Genomic DNA, 19,795 nt, shown 5'->3' on the forward strand with positions numbered 1-19,795 from the left:
CAAACCTACAAAAGGAGAAAATGTGCAAACTGATGTGTTGGTGAATTCTGTACTGCGCTAAATTGTGGTATAGAGGATGTTGTGGAAATTCTACCTGGACAGGAGGAAAATAAGTGAGTACCAATACTTCTAAACAGAAACGAGATGATTTGGTATCAAAAATCGAATCTATCCGTACATATATAGCTGAAGCGCCACAGGATGATAATACAGGTACATTGCTTATCTATCTCAGTGAGCTGGAAAAGGAAGTAAAGTCGAAGAAATATGGTCTAGTATTCGAAGAACATCGTGAAGGTATTGACGAGATTCTTGATACGCATGTTCCAGTATTAGTAGAAGATAAAAGCTTGTTTATTAATAATAGCGGACAGATGAATTACCTTATTGAGGGAGATAACCTTGCTACATTGCAGTTGCTGCTAAAAACGCACCGCGAACGGATTGATCTAATATACATTGACCCTCCGTATAACACTGAAAAAGACGGATTTACTTATTCCGATGCAAGAGTAGACGGTAATGATTCGTTTCGGCATTCAAAATGGCTTTCTTTCATGAACGAAAGATTGAGAATTGCAAGAAGGTTGCTCTCCGAAAGAGGAGTTATCTTTATTAGTGTTGATGAAAATGAATTTGCACAAATCAAACTGCTTTGCGACATGATTTTTGGCGAAGATTGTTTTGTTGAATGCCTTGTGTGGAATAAAAGAGTTCCCAAAAATGACAAGGGCATTGGAAATATACACGAATACATTTTGTTATACACAAGAAAATCGGATTATAGCTACAAGTTTATGATGCCTAAAGATGGATTAAATGAAATTAATAACTTAATGGAAGAATGCAAAAAGAAAAGGCTTTCTGCACAAGAATCAGAAAAAAAACTACGTGATTTATATAAAAAGAAATCGTATGACAGAGCAATCACTCTCTACAATGCTGTGGATGATGACTATCGCATTTGGGGGAAAATCAATATGAGTTGGCCGAACGGAAATACTTTCGGACCAAGATATGATGTGATTCATCCAGCAACAGGTGTTCCAGTAAAGGTACCTGATCGTGGTTGGCGCTGGAGTGAAGATACATTTAGACAAGTTGTGGATTATGAAAATGTCAAAAAGCGCTTTGATGGTAGTTTTATTTGCGGCGGAATTTGGTTCTCAAAGGATGAAAATATGCAGCCAAGTTCGATTAAGTATTTAGACGAAGTTGACAGAATGCTCTTACGTTCTATTATTAGTTTAAAAAGTGACGGCGGAATTGAATTGGAAAAACATTTTGAGAAGAAAAGTATATTCGCATATCCAAAGCCCGTAACTCTTATTCAACTTTTAATTGATTCCTTTACATATGATAAATTAGATTGTACAATTCTCGACTTCTTCGCTGGGTCTGGTACAACCGGACATGCTGTGATGAAACTTAACGCTGAAGATGGTGGGAATCGCCGGTTTATCCTTTGTACAAACAACGAAAACGACATTTGTCGTGAAGTTACATATGAACGGATCAAACGCGTAATTGAACGTGAAGGCTATAGTGATAGCCTCAAATACTATCGCGTGGACTTCGTTCCAATCAGCGCTAAGATGTATTATGAGTATGCTGATGAACTTTTACTCTATGTGCGGGAACTTGTAGAACTAGAAAATGGTGTAAACTTTTCAAGTAGTGCAGAAATCGCCATTTTGCTAACGGATGAAGAAACGGATGACTTCTTTGATAATGCTGAATTATTGAAGCAATCTAAACGAATCTATATAGGATATGATGTACTACTGACCAGAGAACAGGAAGAAATACTTAAATCTCGCAGCATTGAACTGATTACAATCCCCAATTATTATTACAGAGAACTGGAGGGTTAAGTAATGAACATTGAATTAGCTGAATTCCAACTGAAGGCGATTGCCGACCTCTTTGATGCAATGAACGGCGATAAACGAGAGATAATTTTAAAAAGCTGTACTGGAAGTGGAAAAACTATTATACTGACGCATTTCATGGATGAGTATCTAAAGTCATTTGGAAACACGGTGTTTATTTGGCTTACTCCAGGCAAGGGTGACCTTGAGGAGCAGAGTAAAAAGAAAATGGACAAATATGTTCATGGTTCACATACTAAAGTACTCGCGGATGTTATGACGGTGGGATTTGAAGCAAACGATGTTTGCTTTATTAACTGGGAAATTCTCAATAAAAAGAGCAATAATGCCTTGAAAGAAGGAGAACGAACTAATTTTCTTGAACATATAGAGAAGGCCTTTGACAGTGGGTTACATTTTAAAATTATTATAGATGAGAGCCATGAAGGCGATACCATAAAAAGCAAAGAAATCATTGACTATTTTAAGACAAATAAAATCATACGCGCTTCAGCTACTCCGAAAAACTATACGGACGCTGTTTGGGTTATTATTCCTGAAGCTGAAGTAATCACCGCTGGACTTATCAAAAAAGTTCTGATTATCAACGAAGGAGTTAAGCGAGGTGATGAAGTCACTGACCAGATCGATTATTTATTAACAAAAGCGCTTGAAAAACAACGTAAGTTGTATTCTGCTTTTACTCATGAAGGTTCTCACATTAATCCCCTGATTGTTGTGCAGCTACCAAACAAAAACGATGTCTTATTGGATGGTGTGGAGAAATGGTTTGCTAAAAAACATATTACTTATGAAAATGGTTCACTTGCCGTTCGTCTCTCTGGCAAATATGAAAACCTTGATGACATTGACGACCCAAATGCTAAGCCGTTAGCCATCATTATCAAACAAGCCATCGCAACGGGCTGGGATTGCCCTCGTGCGCATATTCTTGTGAAGCTGCGCGACCATATGAGTGAAACATTCGAAATCCAAACCATTGGGCGTATTCGCCGTATGCCGGAGCAAAAGCATTATGAGGTCCCCCTTCTTGATAGTTGTTATTTGTTCACGCTGGATGAAAAGTTCACAGAAAGCGTAAAACAGAGTCTTGGCAAAGGTGCACTTGAGGCGACAACACTATATTTGCGTGAAGACTTAAAATCGATCAAATTAATCAGTGAACAAGTATCTGCAATCTTTTTGGGGCGCGACCAAAGGCAAGCACTCAAGGCGATTCATACATTTTTTTTACGTCATTATAATCTTGACACGAGAACAGTTGAAAATAAAAAGCGACTTAAAGCAAATGATTTTTTATTCTCTGAATTTGTTCGACAATATGTGGCAGAAGAAAGTACTATAGTTGTTGCTGGCGAAAGTAGTAGTTATAAAGATTTAAATACCACATATGTTCAAGAACCAATTAATACCCACAAACATGGTCAAGAATATCATCATATTGTTTTTGAAATTGCCGCGAAGGTAGGTTTAAAATACGAAACTTTAAATGCTATTTTCCGTCGTTTATTTGTAAAAGGGATAAGCCGAAATGGTGACCAATTACTTTTGCTTGAAAACCGAGAGCTTTATGCTTTCGTTCTTAACAATCGTGAAAGGCTGAAAAATATTGTTTGTGAGGCATCTGCAGAATTAGTATCTCAGTTGATGTTGGATTCAAAAGCAAAAGCTGATAGAACATCTAAGAAGGATTTTTGGCTACCACGCGAATGCTTATTCACATATGATGCTACCGAAAAAGTACAACGTGTATATACAAAGAGTGTTTATAATGGCTATTTGTCGTCTGCAGCACCCCGTTCAGCGCCTGAAAAACAATTTGAAAAATTCTGCGAATCAGCCAGAAATGTGGAGTGGATATATAAGAATGGCGATAAGGGCTCAGAATTCTTCTCTATCGTTTACGAAGATGGATTTGAAAAATTGCGTGTGTTTTTCCCCGACTATATTTTATGTGTTAATGGAGAAATATGGATTATCGAAACTAAGGGCGGTTTTGATAGGTATGGAAATAGCCAAGATATCGACAAATTTTCTTCACGTAAATTCACTGTACTAAAGGATTATCTAAAGAGATATTCAATGAAAGGTGGATTTGTCAGGGAGGATAAAAAAAGTTGTGAGCTTTGTATTTGTACAGAGGAATACAGCGATGATATTTCAAGTGAAGCATGGTCATCGTTAAGTGATATTTTCAATTAGGGAGGCGAATGCGATGAAAATTATAGAAAATCATGCTCTTCCACACATAAAAAATGGTCATATAACTTTTATTCGCATTGATCCCGAAAATTTGCATGATACGCTTGCTGACATTCTGAATGCATTAATGGATTTATCATGGCTCAGTCATTTTGATGAAGATTATATGAAAAGTAGTTTTAAAATCCGCGCAGAAAAGACTATTGTTGACATACAGAAAAAATTTGATGCCTGTTCTGATGATTCCATTACAAAGGAAGCAGGTGAGTATGTGGTTTCTGAATTGGCTAGAGAATCTTTAGTTAGTAAAATGAGTTATTTACATATCCCATTATCCGAACTGTTAGGTATGAAAATTTCAGGTAATCCTGGGTTTGACTTTCTTAGTCAAAATAATAGTACTGATACAGTTATTTTTGGAGAGGCAAAATACAATTCGCGTCAAAGCGCATACTCAACGGCAATCACTCAAGTCTCTAAATTTATTTCTGACCAAAAGGATGTCATGCAAATAGCTGATCTTCATGGATTCTGTACTCCAACAGCATTAAAAAGAGCCAACGATGGTTTCAAAGGATTTGCTATTGCATTTTCTGCAAAATCAACACCAAGCGGCAATATGATTTCCAGTATCCTTGCACACACGGACTTCGGTAAATTGTTACCGTTTGAGGAAATTATTATAGTGGCGGTGAACATATGATAGAAATAAGACGTAATATAATTTCTGAAATTCGTGAAGGAAAATGTTTGCATGAACATCTTGCCTTTGCAAGAGAACGCTTATTTAAGGAAGGCTCTGTCGATATTGCTGTGCTTGAAATCCTTTCATATTTCAAGTTGTTTCAGCCTGGATTTTTTTCTGCACATGAAAATGATATAATTGAAATGATGGGGCTTTATTTTAAACAGCCTCAACCAAGTTCTTTTGTTAACTTGATTTTTTCTGATTATGGTCATTACATTAGAGAAACCTACGGTGAAGACTTTACTCCTATCCAAGCCGATATTCTGAAAAAAATCCGAACTATGCATACGTTTAGCTTTTCTGCACCAACCAGTACAGGAAAATCCTTCATTTTTAGGGAACTTATCAAAAATGCCAACTATGATGTAGTGGTAGTAGTACCTTCTCGTGCACTCATAAACGAATATTACGACAAAGTCCGTGGTATTATTGAAGACAAAGATGTCAATGTATTAACTTTTGTAGAAGTAATAAATACTAAATACGCCAAGCGCAATGTGTTTATATTGACGCCAGAGCGAGCCAGAGAATTATTTAGACAGAAGGATACATTAAATATTGAGCTTGTTTTATTTGATGAAGCTCAATTAAGCGATGAAGATTCTGTTCGCGGTTTATATTTTGATAGTATTGTACGACGAATGCAAAAGTCTTTTCCAAATGCAAAGTGTGTCTTTGCTCATCCTTTTATCGCAAATCCAGAAGCTCAGCTCAAAAAAAATCATATTGATATAGATGAAAATGCTGCTGCATTGCATTATGAACAAAAAAATGTTGGTCAGATATTTTATACACATGACAAAGCTAAAAATGAGTTTTATCATTTCGGTATTGAAAAATCGCTGATGGGTGAAAATAAAGTTAAGTCTTTTTTTGACCCTATTGAAAAAGTAATAAAAAATGGCGGCAGTGTTCTCATTTTTGTTCCAAAGACTCATATTTATAACGAAAAAATATTTGAAGATTTTGGTAATTATATTGCTTTATGTAAGGAAATAACTGATCCGTCAGCACTTGAACTTATTGCCCGATTACAAGACTATGTTGGGGCAAGTAATGGGAAAAATACTAATTATGTCTCGAAAACCCTTGAATGCCTTAAACGAGGAATCGTTATTCATCATGGTTCAATACCTCTTCGTGCAAGACTTATTTTAGAACATTTTACTCAACAAGGATTTTGCCGTATTTGCTTTGCAACATCTACCTTAGAGCAAGGCATAAATATGCCATTTGATGTCGTATATTTAGATAGGTTTATGGCAAGTTCTCCCCTTTCAATAAAGAATTTAATCGGAAGGGCTGGACGTTCAACCCCTCATAGTGTGTTTGACGTAGGAGTCGTTATCATCAAGCAGTCCAATATGAGTAATTTTCGTAAATTAATTAAAAGACCAGAGAGAATTGATGAACAATCTCATCTTGATAAAGAAGATGAAAATCTGGATGATAAGTACGAAGAATATAAAGAAGCAATAAAAACAGACCAATTTAATGATGAGTATAATCTAACAAACACCGATGTTAAAAAACTGTCAAGTGATGAAATTACTGCAACGGTGGCAACATTGCTTGATTTAATGTTTGATGACGATGGAAACCCCATTTATCCAAAGTGGGAATCAGAAGAAAATAATGATCGTAAGGCGATGTATGACGATTTTCATAGCTTATATCGGCAATATCTTGGCGGTAGAGAATTAACGAAGGCTGAAAAAAGTATTTTGAGTCAGGCTATAAAAATCATGATGTGGCGTGTGTTCAAAAAATCATTTAAATTAATTTGCCAATATCGATACGATTATGCCTCTAGAAAAAAGGAACGGAAGGATCAGGATAACACGTCAGAAGCATTAAGACTTACAGCTAATTTCCTGCGTGGTTATGATGACATACCTGATAAAACTCTTTCTAATTTCTCTTTGTTTGGAGATACCCCTGCAGAATTGGTAGACTATGACCTTGTAATTTATGATACCTATGATTATCTAGATAAACTAATTGGATTTAAGCTTAGTGATATATTTTATGCTATTTTTCACCAGTATTACCTGTCTACTCAAGATGAACGTTCTTTACGTTTGGCAAAGTACATCCGTTTTGGTACTGATATAGAAAGGGAAATTTGGATGCTAAAATATGGACTGACTTTTGAGGATATGGAATGGGCATCTCCATGTATCGAATCTATTGGTGAACAGGAGATAGTTTTTAATGAAAAATATTATGAACTGACTGAGGAGCAACAAGAATTTCTTGAAAGTTATCATCATTCATTAGACTAATTGAAAATATTACCACTCCCCAGCTATGCTGGAGAGAATAGTGTAAGTGGAAATGGTGAGGAATAACGAGAAAGCCTCCTATGATAAAATTAAAATGGTATCGCAAGCCAAACTTAGAAGCGTATTCTCGTCTGTAATGCAGTAAATAGTGTGAAGTTTACATCATTTTGCAGGCAAGTGAACACATGCTGTTTCAGAATTATTAATATAAGTCAATATAATAAGATATCTTATTTTTTATATCCACTATTAATTTGCTACTAAAACAGTACGTTAAGAATTTGAAAATATTAATTATTCAACGAATTTGCTATAATACTTTTCCAAAACTTCAGAAACTTCACTCCAGATGTTTATATTATATCCATCATCCATAAACACTCTGCCATAATTTTTGCCCTTATCGGTTTTCATTGAATTAAAATTTACTCTGAAATCTCGCACATATACATCAGGATGTTCGGAAGGGTCCTGGCAGCGTGCCTCAAGTTCAAAACGATTAACCCTTCCTCGTTCTTTTAAAATTTGAAAATAAGCTCTGATGAGTCTATAATTATTCTGATTGGGGCTGAATGCCCAATCTGGAATTCTGTCAATAGCTTTACCTACACTATAATCTTCCTGTAGCGGCGAAGCTTGCTGAGGAACTGAATTTTGGTTTCTTATACAGGTCGAATCGACAGTTGTGGAGTTAACAGCAAACATTTGATACATCTGGATGCTTCGTAGAAATAATTCGGATGTATCTGCAACCTTTGTACCTTTGGCGATTACAGGTTGTAGAATATTGGACAAAAATTCATCATTGCAACACAATGTCACAGTAAATTCAAGGTCTCGCTGCCTAAACAACTCTGATAAATCAAGAAACATGGGACTTAATTCTCTTTCAAGTGCAGGATTTATTTTGGGAGAAGCAAAGATGATTTCGCCTGTGGAAATATTAAAAAAGCCATATAGGCACAAAGCTGTGCGAACACATTTTTGAATAATTTTACTCAGTGTCTTTTTCTTATCCCCATAATTTATACCTGCTTCATGGTAAGCAATATCAACGGCAAAAGTACTTTGTGAAGAGGGAGAAAAAGAAATTCCAATGACATCAATTTCAGCCTGTTTCAATATCTGTTCCAGAGAGCGACCTTTAAAAATGTCATATCCGTATTTTGTTTTATAGTGCTGTGCGAAATTATTCATAAGTGTTTGCAGTTCAGCATAATTTTCCATAATCCAATATTGAGAAGCTTTCCAATTGGTCTGAACCAGCTGGCAATGCTTTTCATGCCGTAACCACGAGTATATGAGGGATTCGCCCATTTCTATTTTCAATTCAATTGTCCTCCTGTTTTAGCTTTATAAAATTCTGGTATTCATCATTCAGCAATGAAAAGAATAGTTATATCGTTGCCTTAAACATTGTATAGGACAATCTTTTTATCCAATGCAGAACTAAATAAACCATTCATCTATGCATTTTTGCTACATTGCACAATTGTTCATTTGACCTATTGGTAGTCCCGCATGTGGTGCTGATAACGACATAGATTGCATTACCTCTTGGATATACAAAGTAACTCGCCCAGTGATTTCCAGTATAACATATTCGCCATTTTTTGTCTTGATTTCCCGTGTTTATAATCAGTTTATATTCATACATTTATGCTAGTCTTGCTATAAAATACGGCAATAGCTTTTATTTGATTTAGGATCGGATTGAAGTTGTAAGGATAAAAAGTAATATATTTTAATGAAATATTATAACCGTGAGAATACTTCAGGAGGTAAACTTCATGTACAAAGAAATTCTCACGGTTATTCTGAAGGCAATCACCTGCATTCTTGAGCTTTTAGGAAAAGATGAATAACCAAAGGATTCCCCAGGCACTTAGCGGCCTGGGGATTTTATGTTGCTGCGGAGAAATATCAGGCATGAGGGGAATAATGGCTTTCTAATAAAATGCCGCTTTCCAGAGCCAGCCGAGTAATTTGCCATTCCCATCCTGCTTTAAAGGTTTTTAACCGACCACTCTGGCAGAGTTTGGCAGCGGTGGCTGACCTTATATCTAAAATCATGCAGATATCATTTTTAAAAGTTCTCCGTAATCATCAAACAACATGCTTTAACCCTCTTTGTGAGCATTTCAAAGTATTTATAGTTATTGAAATGCTTACAGGAGGGTATTTTTTATTTCTCGGAAAGGAGGTAACAAAACATGGGAAATGAAGAAAAAGAATGGTAAAACGATTTAAGGAACATGAAAGATCATTTTACAGGTGCAAATGACAGGTAACAAAATTAAATGAATGAAAAGACAGGAGGAAATGATTATGGCAGCAAATGTTGAAACAATGTTCTACACTGGAAGAAAGGCACCCTGGCATGGCCTCGGCACTTCGGTATTAGAGGCTCCAACCTCAAAATCAGCACTGGAACTTGCCGGGCTTAACTGGATGGTCATCCAGAAAGATCTCATAACTGATGACGGCATACCCGTTTTGGGCTTTAAAGCAAATGTAAGGGGCAGTGATGAACGTATATTGGGCGTAGTGACAGATCGTTATAAGGTGGTACAGAATCAGGAAGCTTTTGCATTTACGGATGAGTTATTAGGCGAAGGTGTTACGTATGAAACGGCTGGTTCTCTGCAGGAGGGGAAGCGGACCTGGATTCTTGCAAAACTTCCACAGCGGTATATTATCAGCGGAGATGAGGTCACTCCTTACCTAGTGTTCATGAACTCTCATGATGGAACGGGAGCAATCAAGGCGGTTATGACACCTATCCGTGTTGTTTGCCAGAACACACTAAACCTGGCATTGTCTACAGCAAAGCGTTCCTGGTCCACCCATCATGTAGGGGATATCCGAGGGAAGATGGAGGATGCCAGATACACACTTCTGTATGCAGATACCTACATGGCGGAGCTGGGAAGGAGCATTGATCAGATGAACCGGCAGAAATTGACGGATAAGCAGGTATATGAATATATTGATGCTCTTTTTCCTTTGATTGATAATGCAACTGAACAGCAGCTTAAAAATCTGCGCCGGATGAAAGAAGAAGTAAAGGACAGGTATTTTTCTGCTCCCGATTTGCAGCATGTAGGGAAAACGGCCTACCGTTTTGTCAATGCCGTTTCTGATTTCGCTACTCATTCAAAGCCGCTTCGGGAACGGGTCAATTACCGGGAAAATTTATTCGCCAGGACGGTGGATGGAAATGCCATGATTGATAAAGCATATGCGCTGGTAACTGCAGTGTAAAGGGGGAAGAGCTATGTATGTTCGTAATGAAGAAGAATTTGGAGAAGCAATACGAGAGGGGAAGGCTGGAATCGAACTAGAGGGAGATCTTGCATCTAAGGTAAAAAAGCTGTATAAGATTAACCTTAGTCTTTGGAGCTTTTGTCTTGTTTGCCTGGCTGTTGCCATCATAGCACTTATGCAGGTTCCCATAACGGGTGGCACTTCCGGTATTGTCAGTCTGATTGCCGGGACGCCTGCAGCTGCTATTTTAGGAACCGAGGTTGCAGTGACCGCTGTTATGATTGGAGTAGCGGGCGGTGGCGTTGGTGTTTTAATTAAATTAAGGCGAGCTTACCGGATAGAAACCAGGAAAAATGGGCGTATTATTGTGTACCTTAAAAAGTAGTTTTGTCTGATTGGATTTTGGATAAGCATGAGGGTTTTTTGAGTGATGACTTGCTGATGTTGTAAGTGTATGGCCTATGCATAATTTACAAAAAGAATTGGAAGAACTGTTGAAATTGTTTCTGGACCAGATATATCCGAATTCCTTATTATAATTTTTGGTAGTATGATGATTGAAAGGAAGAGGTGGAAATAAGTAAGAAATGGAAGATATTGTGTGATTGTAGGGATTTTTTTATTTTGAAGCAGAACGTAAGCCCTGGAGTGCTGGATTTATTTGAAAAGCAGATCAATGAATATTTGAGTTTAAGTGAAATTACAGAAAGCTATTTGAATAATGTTCCTCTAAGCGTATGCTGGTATGAGGGGCTTGTTGACACAGAAATGTTGTTATTGGAAATGAAAGATTATGTATTTTTATGAAATTTTAGCGAGAAATAAAATATCCTGCAAAAGTAGTAGAAAAAACAGTTGTATAGATAGGCGGTATCTTGTTTTAACACTGGATGCTTCTTTTCTATGGAAAGGATCTAACGTATATGAAAAGTATGACTCAGGAAGATAAGTTAATCAGTATGATGAAGCGGCCTATTCCCAAGAAAAAAGTGGGAATCATAAAGCTGAAAATGATCCGGGAAGGAACGGCTGTCTATGGTACTCAGCGTTTTCATGCAGCAAAAGAGGCCGCAGATATTGTAAGACCCCTTTTCGAATATTCAGATCGGGAAATTCTAATGGTTATGTCATTGGACTCGGTAATGACACCTGTAGCTCTGGAGGTTGTGGCAGTGGGAGGGGTGAGTGCCTGTGCGGTAGATACCAGAGATTTATTTAAGCATGCGATTCTTTCAAATGCTTCAAAAATTATTTGCTTTCACAATCACCCTTCCGGAGAGCCAAAACCAAGTCGGGAAGATTCTCATATCACAGGTCGGATTAAGGAAGCTGGGGTATTGCTGGGAATCGAATTGCTTGACCATATTGTGATTGGCTCAGAGGGCAGATATGTAAGTTTCCGGGAAGAAGGGATTGAGCCTTTTGGGATTGGGGGTGCGGCATAAATGAAAAAGTTAATTTCAACAATCGGCTTATCTCATGAAGATTGGCTGAAATACAGAAAACAGGGAATCGGCGGGTCTGATGCAGGTGCAATCTGCGGCCTTAATCCCTATGTGAGCCCTATGAGTGTTTTCTATGAAAAAACAAGTTCAGAAGTAGAAGATTATGATAATGAATCCATGAGGCAGGGACGTGACCTGGAAGAATATGTTGCCCGGCGTTTTATGGATGAGACAGGCTTAAAGGTACGGCGGTCCAATGTTATGTATCAGAGTGAAGAATATCCCTTTATGCTGGCAAATGTTGATCGCCTTATTTTAGGGGAAAGTATGGGGCTTGAATGCAAAACAGCCAGCGCCTACAATGCAGATAAATGGACCGAAGATTCAGTACCAGCTCATTATGAAATCCAATGTCATCATTATATGGCGGTAACTGGGGCGAAGGCCTGGTATCTGGCTGTTGTAATATTGGGAAGGGAATTTAAGTATAAGAAGATTGAACGTGATGAAGAGTTGATTCAAAATTTGATTGCCATAGAGAAGGAATTCTGGGAGGGACATGTTTTGCCAGGAAATATGCCGGACCCGGACGGCAGTGATATTTCAAATGAAGTGATTAACCGGTATTTTCCATCAGCGCTTAAAAAGACGATTCCTCTTCCAGCCCATTTAAATGAGCAGTTAAAAAGAAGGGAAGAAATTATTCTTTTGGCAAAGAAATTGACACAGGAGCAGAATCAGATTGAACAGCAGCTTAAGCTTTATATGGGCGAATATGAAATGGCGTTTAATGAGCACTACAGAGTCTCCTGGAGCAATGTGGATGCGGTCAGGATTGACAGTAAACGGTTGAAAGAGGAACGACCAGATCTCTATCAGATTTTTGCGAAAAGTAGCCAGTCAAGACGTTTTACAGTAAAAGCAGCTTAATAAAATGATTATTTGATTCGTGAAGAACAGGGGCATCTTAGAAATAAAAAGGTGATCCTCTTTTTGCTTTAATGGAGGAATGAGATATATGACAGATCTAAAACAGGAGTTGGAGAAAAAGGTGTCGGGGAACGGAAACCAATCTGTGAAATTGACAAAAAATATGACAATCGTTGATATGGTCAAAGCTTTAGAACCTGAAATCAAGCGGGCACTGCCTGCAATACTGACACCGGAGCGGTTCACCAGAATGGCATTATCGGCAATCAATAATACTCCGAAACTCGCAGAGTGTACGCCCATGAGCTTTATCGCGGCTCTGATGAATGCCGCCCAGTTAGGGCTAGAGCCGAATACCGCATTGGGACAGGCATATTTGATCCCTTACAAAAATAAGGGAGTATTGGAGTGCCAGTTCCAATTGGGGTATCGCGGGATGATTGATCTTGCATACCGCAATGAGCGGATGCAGAGCATTGAAGCTCAGGCAGTTTATGAAAATGATGAATTTTCATATGAGCTGGGACTTCACCCTGTCCTGCACCACAAACCATGTTTTGATGAGCAGGGGGAGATACGGGCTTTTTATGCAATATTCCGGCTGGATAACGGGGGATTCCGTTTTGAAGTCATGACGAAAAGCTATGTGGATGCATTTGCCGCCCGCTATTCCAAGGCCTTTACTTCGGATTTCAGTCCATGGAAGAGCAATTATGAGGGGATGGCGAAAAAGACAGTAATCAAACAGCTGTTAAAGTTTGCTCCGCTAAAGTCAGATTTTCAGAAAGCCATTACTCTGGATGAGACCGTGAAAACACAGCTTTCGGTGGATATGAGCGAGATCAGGAATGAATGTCTGACGGAGATACCGGAAGGCGGAGAGGCAGCGTGAGAAAAGGCGGTTTCAGTGACAATTCTGTTTTTCAGGACACCATGCAGTCCGGGCAGCTTCCAAGGAAGTGTTCTTTTACAAACGGTCCTTATAAGGACCCGGAAGCGTTCCGCCATTCCCGGGACGCCCCCCTGTTATATCCCGTATATGGCCGGGCGCTGCTATACCAGAGAGGAGCTTCTGGAAGTGAGCCTGGGGCAGAAGGAGATCGCAGTGGAAATGTTCCTGAGTATTGCCGGACAGGACCCGGAAGCATGGCTTGACGAACAGTTCCGAATCGGGGAATTGGCTTTCTGCCCTGCTTGCGGGCGTATCTACCAGAGCTATATGGAAAAGAGCTGTCCACTATGCAGAGGATAAATCAATTGGATGAGCAGTACCACAGGGACATACCCTTCCAGTGTTGGGCCGCAGGGGTATTCCTGCTGTGGAAAAAAGTGAGGTGATAAAAAATGAGTGTGGAAGATTTACTGGAACAGATGGTCTGCGAGCGAATTGAAATGTTGTTAAATGCACGGCCGAAAGAATCCGCCCAGGGAGAAGATACTTTTGGGCGTCAAATGGAGGCATTTCTTGAGAGAATGGGAAAGGAATGGAAGGAGGATATGGAACGGTTCTGGGATGACTGGATCGTCCGTTGCGCTGACGAAAACCGGTATTTATATTTCGCTGGCGTGAAGGACGGCTTCAGGATCTATAAAATGATGCTGGAAAATGGATAAAACTTGGAACGGAACCGGAGCACTTTAGGCCATAGAAAAATCTGTTCTATTAAATTGAATTGTGTCTACTGATGAAACGGCATAACGTTTTTGAACTGTCGGGAAGATGCATGGAAAGAAGCATTCGAAAAAAAGGATGCTTCTTTTTTTAACAGACAAGAAATCTAAATATAAAAAAGATGGAGGAAAATCAAATGGAATATTATAACCAGTTTTTATTAACGGTTCAGATGGAGATAAAGAAAAAGTTAGGGAATGGTTTCGATGTGCGGATTCAGCGCGTCGTTAAGAATAACGACACATTATTAGACGGATTGGTCATTCGGAAGGAACAGGAGCAGCTTGCACCTACGATTTATTTGAATTCTTATTATAAAGATTTCAAACAGGGTATGGAAATGAAGGGAATTATAGATCGGATCATGTGCAGCTATGATCAGAATTCTGATATTTCGTTAGAAAATGGAAATATAGAGGAACTGGCTGACTTTAGCAATTTAAGAAAAAAGGTGGCCTATAAGCTCGTACATAGAGATACTAATCAGGAACTTTTAAAGGATATTCCATTTGTATCGTTTTTGGATATGGCTATCGTGTTTTATCTCATCCTAGATGAGAGTAAGAATGGGCAGATTACGGCTCTGATTCATAATTCACATATGTATTCCTGGGGTATAACGAAAGATGAGTTGTATCAACTGGCAAAGGGAAATACACCGGAGTTGCTTCCCGCTCAGATTAGAACCATGGGAGAGATTATAGGGGAACTTTTGACAGGAAACTTGGGGGAATTTGGCGATGATGAAATAATAGATGGATTGCTGGGAGAGAAAGAGGTCCCCATATACATCTTGTCCAATAAGAGACAAGTAAATGGAGCCTGTTGTATTTTATATGAAAACTGCCTGGAGAGATTTGCTGCGGAACAGGGAGGGGATATCATTATTCTTCCAACGAGTATTCATGAGACACTACTGATACCAGAGCGAGAAGAGACATCCTATAAAGAACTCAGCGCTATGGTTACTGAAATCAATCAGAGTGAGGTTTCGGAAGAAGACCGCCTATCAAATCAGATATATCGGTATTCTCGCTCTTCGAGATCGATTGAGATTGTATTCCATTCTGACCAATGTCTGATAAACAGGAGAGAGCAATACCTATTCCGGGGGTAACAGTGAGGCCTATGTAGAGGAACGTTGCGAATCCACATTTTCTGTTAGCCTTGAATCAATGAATCCTAGCTCATTTAAATCAATAGAACCTACATAGACATATATTACTTGGACAAGATTATTATGATATATCAATTTATTCAGAGGTATCATTACAATATTCACTTGATTTCTAGTTCTTCCAACTATATACGCCATGATAATTTGTCTATCTATTAATATATATTATAACATATTTCATATTTGTTAGACAGTCTGATTCACGGTGCACTGAGAGGACGGCGGTTAGTCACCGCCTCCTCGATTGAAATAGTGGCATAAAATAAAATAGAAACTTGGGCATGGCGTATTTACCATTGGTGCATATACTTGTGTGAACCTGTTTCAGGAAAATCATATTCATCAGGCAAAGCCGAATAGATTTCTTTCATAATTACAAAGACAGGCTTACCTGTGATTATTAAAAACCCACATATACTACAACATGCTCTTATATATTTGTCTAAAATCTTATTTTTGTGCAAAAAATGAAACAAAGCAGAAACTACATGTGGGTTTTGATTGGTTAACGACTTAATAATTCGGCAGTACATGAAATGATAAAGCTCTCGCTTAACCGCATAAAATTTTCATTTAAATATTTTTGGCTGATTAACACAGGCATAGGCTTTGACTGGTGATTGTATGTGCTTAGAATGACCTTTCTTAATATATCATAGTCGATGGAAGTGTTAGGATAATCCGGGAGGATAAAATTATCCTGTACTGGTTTTTGTATTACCTCCTTTGCGTTTGATTTTATAGGAAAACAAACGGCATTGGCTTTATCCATCAAATATTTCGTTTTTACCGTTATATCATTAAAAGTATTACTCTCTGAAAGATGCTTATTTAAAACTTTATATAGATCCAGTAAATTTTGTGCTGTTGATTGTCCAGGCTTCGAAAATGTATCATAGAGCGATACAAAAAAATAACTTTCATAAATGGGAAAAGCGAATGTGACCATGTAGTTTATAAAATTACGATAACAATTTTTCCATTGACTAAGCGTGTCAAACGAGTCGGTGATTTTATTGGTTCGTTTATCAAAGTAAGCCATAGTATCAGGTTTGAGAATTTTCTCAATCAAAAAAGAAGAATTGAAATCACGATAATCCGTACAACAATCAAATGCCATCTGAAGCAACAAATGGCGGCTGAATGTATTTGGAAGATTCATGCCGCTTGTTACAAATTCGATAAAAGCGTCATCGTTAAATGGATGATTGTGCCTTTTAGAAAGCGCTTCTATATTTTTTGTAAGACAGTAGATAAAATCAAAATGAAACGTTTGTTCCAGCTTATACTTATAATATATAATATCGGAGCGGGTCATAAAGTTTTCAATGTCACCGGCTGGCGGCGTTGTAATTATATTTTGAAGCTCTGCTACGCTTTTTATAAATTGCGTTATCTTTGCTGGTGTAATATTTTGTGTTACATCATACAGTCTGAAAATATTTTTTAATAGAGGGACATTGCCTCTTAAGGACTTTAACAGAGGTACACTGTTTAATGGTATAGTAAACTTTCCCTGTTTATCTCCTGATTTGGAGAACGATATTTGTTCACCAATATAATGGTAGTTTGGGTATTTGTCAAATAATTTTTTTAGCGTTTTAAAACTTTTAGGATAGGAATTATAGGAATCGTTTGAAGCTTTATCGGGATCTACCGCGCCATACGAACAGTAGTTGTCATCGTTGTTAAAGATAAAAGGTTTATCAGAACCTTCAGATATTTTAAAATAGTCATGGTCATAGGCATAATTGAATCCAAAATAATTGATATGCCGGGCAAGCTGATATGGATTAATAGATATATCATGGAAAATCATATGATGAAGTTCATCAAACGTTGCAAGAATGCAGTGGTCGTTGATCATTTTGTTCCAGACGTTGTGATAACCATGGACAGTGCCAAGTTCTCCTATTGGAGGAAGTGAAACCCCTCTGGGTATATCCGTTTTCTCTTTTCCAAAAAATTTAACTCCTCCTTCGCCTAAAATTTCTTTACAGGATTCATGCATATCCTCAAATATTTGTTCCAGGATAGGTTCATCATTTTGAAGAGATGATTGATATTTCTTTGAATGATAAGAGATGTTAGCGCCATAGATAAGAATATTTCGTGCCTCTGTAATTTGTGCTTCAAAATTTTCGACATTTATAGACTGGTACATATAGTAACTTCTCCTTTTTAACTTTATATTTTGAATAATACTATATATAAAATTGAAAAACAATGATTTTTGTCACATTTTATTTATAGAAAATATATGCCATACTTATGTTACGGCAGGGAAATAAGGTTTGCGCAAACGAAATTCCCCACTAAAAAGTAAAGGAGAATGATTTTATGGAAGAGAATCAATATAATCCCTATACACAATATAACTTAGTTGGGTACAATGGCGGGTTAAATTCACACCCCGCAAAAGTCCAGCCTTATTCCTTATATGAATATAAGGCTAAAGTAGATTTTGAGAAGGAAGCAAGTTTAATACAAACGAAAGCGTTCACAGAAATAGATAAGCATAAAGAAAAAAAGGCCATCGAAAAAGAGAACTTCGCTGAACTGATGAGAATCAAAACGGACTTACAAATTAAACGTGACATGTTGTCCGAGACAATCATGATTACGGACCAGGGAATGCTTAGGAGAAAACAGGACTTTATGCTGGAAGCGAGCAAGGATTATTATTTTGCAAATTTTTCTATTCCTATACAACCGGTTCAATTTAAAACGGCAGGGATTGACTTTGCAGTGCTGTATATGCGAACCAGAATTGAACGGTTAGGCGAAAAAGATTTATACTTTGATTTAAGAAAGGATGATGCCAATTACTATCGCCGTAAATTTCGTAACGCAGGCATTATTTTCAGGAAAAAAAGAAAGGATGGAGATGAATTCTATTTTGATATATTACAGGCGATTATAGGTCTCTCCCGAACCCTGGAGGTGCCTGGAGAATATGGTTTTTATATGGTAGAAGGTACGCTACAGTATGCGGATAAAAAAACTATGCTCTGGAAAGAGGTATTAGATTATGCAAAATGAAATCAAGTGGGATTTTCTAAATTATTGTAAAGCAATTGGTGAATCCGTAACGGGAGAATTGCTCTTTTTAATTGAAAGCGGTGCATTTTCATATAGTGTTTTGCAAAGATGGGGATATCGGATGCATTATCCTGTGGCGGCTATTGTGAAAGAACAGGAAATTGCAACTGTGTTAGCAGACATGGTTGGAATTTTCAGTTCAAGATTGGTAAATACGAATATTTCACCAAAGCTTTTCATACGGGAATTAGCAAGCTATCATGACGATGTCGTTGCGATTGTATATATGCCTGGAAGAAATACGGAAGAAAATATGGAAGCTCTGTTTGGCATCTGTACGTGCGGAAGAGTCGGAGACCGTGAAGTTTCCTCTCCCTTTCTGCTGGTATTTCAGAAAATGATTCCTGAAGTGTATCAGGGGAGATTTTCATTCGTATTTTCAGCAGAACAAAAAAGTCCTCAGATTGGGGACAAGGCTTGTAGAGATATTTTTTTCAGTACATTGAAAAATTATATCCTTGAAAAAAATCAGCTCTTGGAACATATGCTTCGAAAGGAGTCCGCTAATTGTGAACTTATCCAGGTAAAAGATGGGGTTTTTTGGAATGCAGTCATTGCTATGCAGGAATTTATTTTTGAAGAGGGGATGGCAAGTGAAAGTCGTTGGAGGATGAGACCGCGTTTTGAGACTGCTATAAAAAAAGGTCATGATATGTCTGATGCGTATGAATATGTCAGGCAAATACCGACAGCTTTTGTAGAGGAATTTATTGCATTTATTCCAAATATGGAAAAAATGGTGAATAAATCAAAGGCTGCTGTATTGACTGGAGAGCATCAGAAACGAACAGTTCTATTTGATGAGGAATACTATTATATTCCAGAGGAGCTGTTTGCACGTATTTGTGAGCCGCTTAAAGCGATTTGTTCACTGAATCAGATAAAAGAAGCACTGGAAAAAGAGGGAATCCTGTGCACGCAGGGAAGAGGGAGGATTTACAGAACGATAAAATTATCCATAAGAGGTACGGATATTTCACCAAGATTTGTGTGGTTAAAAAGAAGAAAACTGGATGGTGATTGTACAGAAATGACACTGGAAGAACGAGTGAATTGTAGAAAGGATGAAAAATAA

At 37.8% G+C, this 19,795-nt stretch carries 17 protein-coding genes; 15 read left to right on the plus strand and 2 right to left on the minus strand.

Annotated features, from left to right (window positions below; genetic code table 11):
- Positions 1–113: 113 nt before the first annotated feature.
- From AC27IJ_RS00115 to AC27IJ_RS00130, 4 genes are read left to right on the plus strand one after another with little or no spacing between them, the layout of a single operon-like run.
- Complete coding sequence (locus AC27IJ_RS00115) at positions 114–1,874, plus strand: site-specific DNA-methyltransferase (RefSeq protein WP_487147220.1); 1,761 nt, start codon at positions 114–116, stop codon at positions 1,872–1,874.
- A gap of 3 nt (positions 1,875–1,877) precedes the next feature.
- Positions 1,878–4,094 carry a DEAD/DEAH box helicase gene (locus AC27IJ_RS00120; protein ID WP_487147221.1) on the plus strand — a complete coding sequence of 739 codons (2,217 nt, stop codon included), beginning with the start codon at positions 1,878–1,880 and terminating at the stop codon, positions 4,092–4,094.
- Between the two features lie 13 nt (positions 4,095–4,107).
- A complete protein-coding gene (locus AC27IJ_RS00125) occupies positions 4,108–4,797 on the plus strand; it encodes a hypothetical protein (RefSeq protein ID WP_487147222.1) in 690 nt (229 codons plus the stop codon).
- Positions 4,794–7,127, plus strand: a complete 2,334-nt coding sequence (locus tag AC27IJ_RS00130) for a DEAD/DEAH box helicase (protein WP_487147223.1) — start codon at positions 4,794–4,796, stop codon at positions 7,125–7,127. Before AC27IJ_RS00125 ends, AC27IJ_RS00130 begins: the two co-directional genes overlap by 4 nt.
- A 294-nt stretch (positions 7,128–7,421) precedes the next feature.
- Here the strand turns inward: AC27IJ_RS00130 and AC27IJ_RS00135 are convergent, their stop codons facing one another.
- On the minus strand, positions 7,422–8,456 hold the full coding sequence (locus AC27IJ_RS00135; RefSeq protein ID WP_487147224.1) for a hypothetical protein: 1,035 nt from the start codon (positions 8,454–8,456) through the stop codon (positions 7,422–7,424).
- A 999-nt stretch (positions 8,457–9,455) separates the two neighbouring features.
- Between AC27IJ_RS00135 and AC27IJ_RS00140 the strand changes: the two genes are divergently transcribed.
- From AC27IJ_RS00140 to AC27IJ_RS00180, 9 genes are all read left to right on the plus strand, one after another.
- Complete coding sequence (locus AC27IJ_RS00140) at positions 9,456–10,391, plus strand: DUF932 domain-containing protein (protein ID WP_487147225.1); 936 nt, start codon at positions 9,456–9,458, stop codon at positions 10,389–10,391.
- Positions 10,392–10,404: 13 nt separating this feature from the next.
- Positions 10,405–10,779: a hypothetical protein gene (locus AC27IJ_RS00145; RefSeq protein ID WP_487147226.1), complete on the plus strand. Its 375-nt coding sequence runs from the start codon at positions 10,405–10,407 to the stop codon at positions 10,777–10,779.
- Positions 10,780–11,018: 239 nt separating this feature from the next.
- Complete coding sequence (locus AC27IJ_RS00150) at positions 11,019–11,201, plus strand: hypothetical protein (RefSeq protein WP_487147227.1); 183 nt, start codon at positions 11,019–11,021, stop codon at positions 11,199–11,201.
- A gap of 116 nt (positions 11,202–11,317) precedes the next feature.
- On the plus strand, positions 11,318–11,839 hold the full coding sequence (locus AC27IJ_RS00155) for a JAB domain-containing protein (RefSeq protein WP_487147228.1): 522 nt from the start codon (positions 11,318–11,320) through the stop codon (positions 11,837–11,839).
- Complete coding sequence (locus tag AC27IJ_RS00160) at positions 11,840–12,769, plus strand: YqaJ viral recombinase family nuclease (RefSeq protein WP_487147229.1); 930 nt, start codon at positions 11,840–11,842, stop codon at positions 12,767–12,769. It abuts the gene before it with no gap.
- Between the two features lie 88 nt (positions 12,770–12,857).
- Complete coding sequence (locus AC27IJ_RS00165; protein ID WP_487147230.1) at positions 12,858–13,661, plus strand: recombinase RecT; 804 nt, start codon at positions 12,858–12,860, stop codon at positions 13,659–13,661.
- 15 nt (positions 13,662–13,676) lie between these two features.
- The gene (locus AC27IJ_RS00170; protein ID WP_487147231.1) at positions 13,677–14,021 is read left to right on the plus strand and encodes a hypothetical protein; all 345 of its coding nucleotides are present in this window, start codon (positions 13,677–13,679) and stop codon (positions 14,019–14,021) included.
- Between the two features lie 92 nt (positions 14,022–14,113).
- Positions 14,114–14,383, plus strand: coding sequence for a hypothetical protein (locus AC27IJ_RS00175; protein WP_487147232.1), 270 nt, complete (start codon positions 14,114–14,116; stop codon positions 14,381–14,383).
- Between the two features lie 194 nt (positions 14,384–14,577).
- Positions 14,578–15,558, plus strand: a complete 981-nt coding sequence (locus tag AC27IJ_RS00180; protein WP_487147233.1) for a DUF5688 family protein — start codon at positions 14,578–14,580, stop codon at positions 15,556–15,558.
- A gap of 565 nt (positions 15,559–16,123) precedes the next feature.
- Here the strand turns inward: AC27IJ_RS00180 and AC27IJ_RS00185 are convergent.
- Positions 16,124–17,782 (minus strand): hypothetical protein, encoded by a 1,659-nt coding sequence (locus tag AC27IJ_RS00185; RefSeq protein ID WP_487147234.1) that lies wholly within the window; start codon positions 17,780–17,782, stop codon positions 16,124–16,126.
- Positions 17,783–17,958: 176 nt separating this feature from the next.
- Here AC27IJ_RS00185 and AC27IJ_RS00190 point away from each other — a divergent pair, with 176 nt between their 5' ends.
- Both AC27IJ_RS00190 and AC27IJ_RS00195 read left to right on the plus strand, forming a co-directional pair.
- A complete protein-coding gene (locus AC27IJ_RS00190; protein WP_487147235.1) occupies positions 17,959–18,660 on the plus strand; it encodes a hypothetical protein in 702 nt (233 codons plus the stop codon).
- The gene (locus AC27IJ_RS00195; protein ID WP_487147236.1) at positions 18,650–19,795 is read left to right on the plus strand and encodes a hypothetical protein; all 1,146 of its coding nucleotides are present in this window, start codon (positions 18,650–18,652) and stop codon (positions 19,793–19,795) included. Before AC27IJ_RS00190 ends, AC27IJ_RS00195 begins: the two co-directional genes overlap by 11 nt.

The organism is Lacrimispora sp. YZC11 (assembly GCF_057543815.1).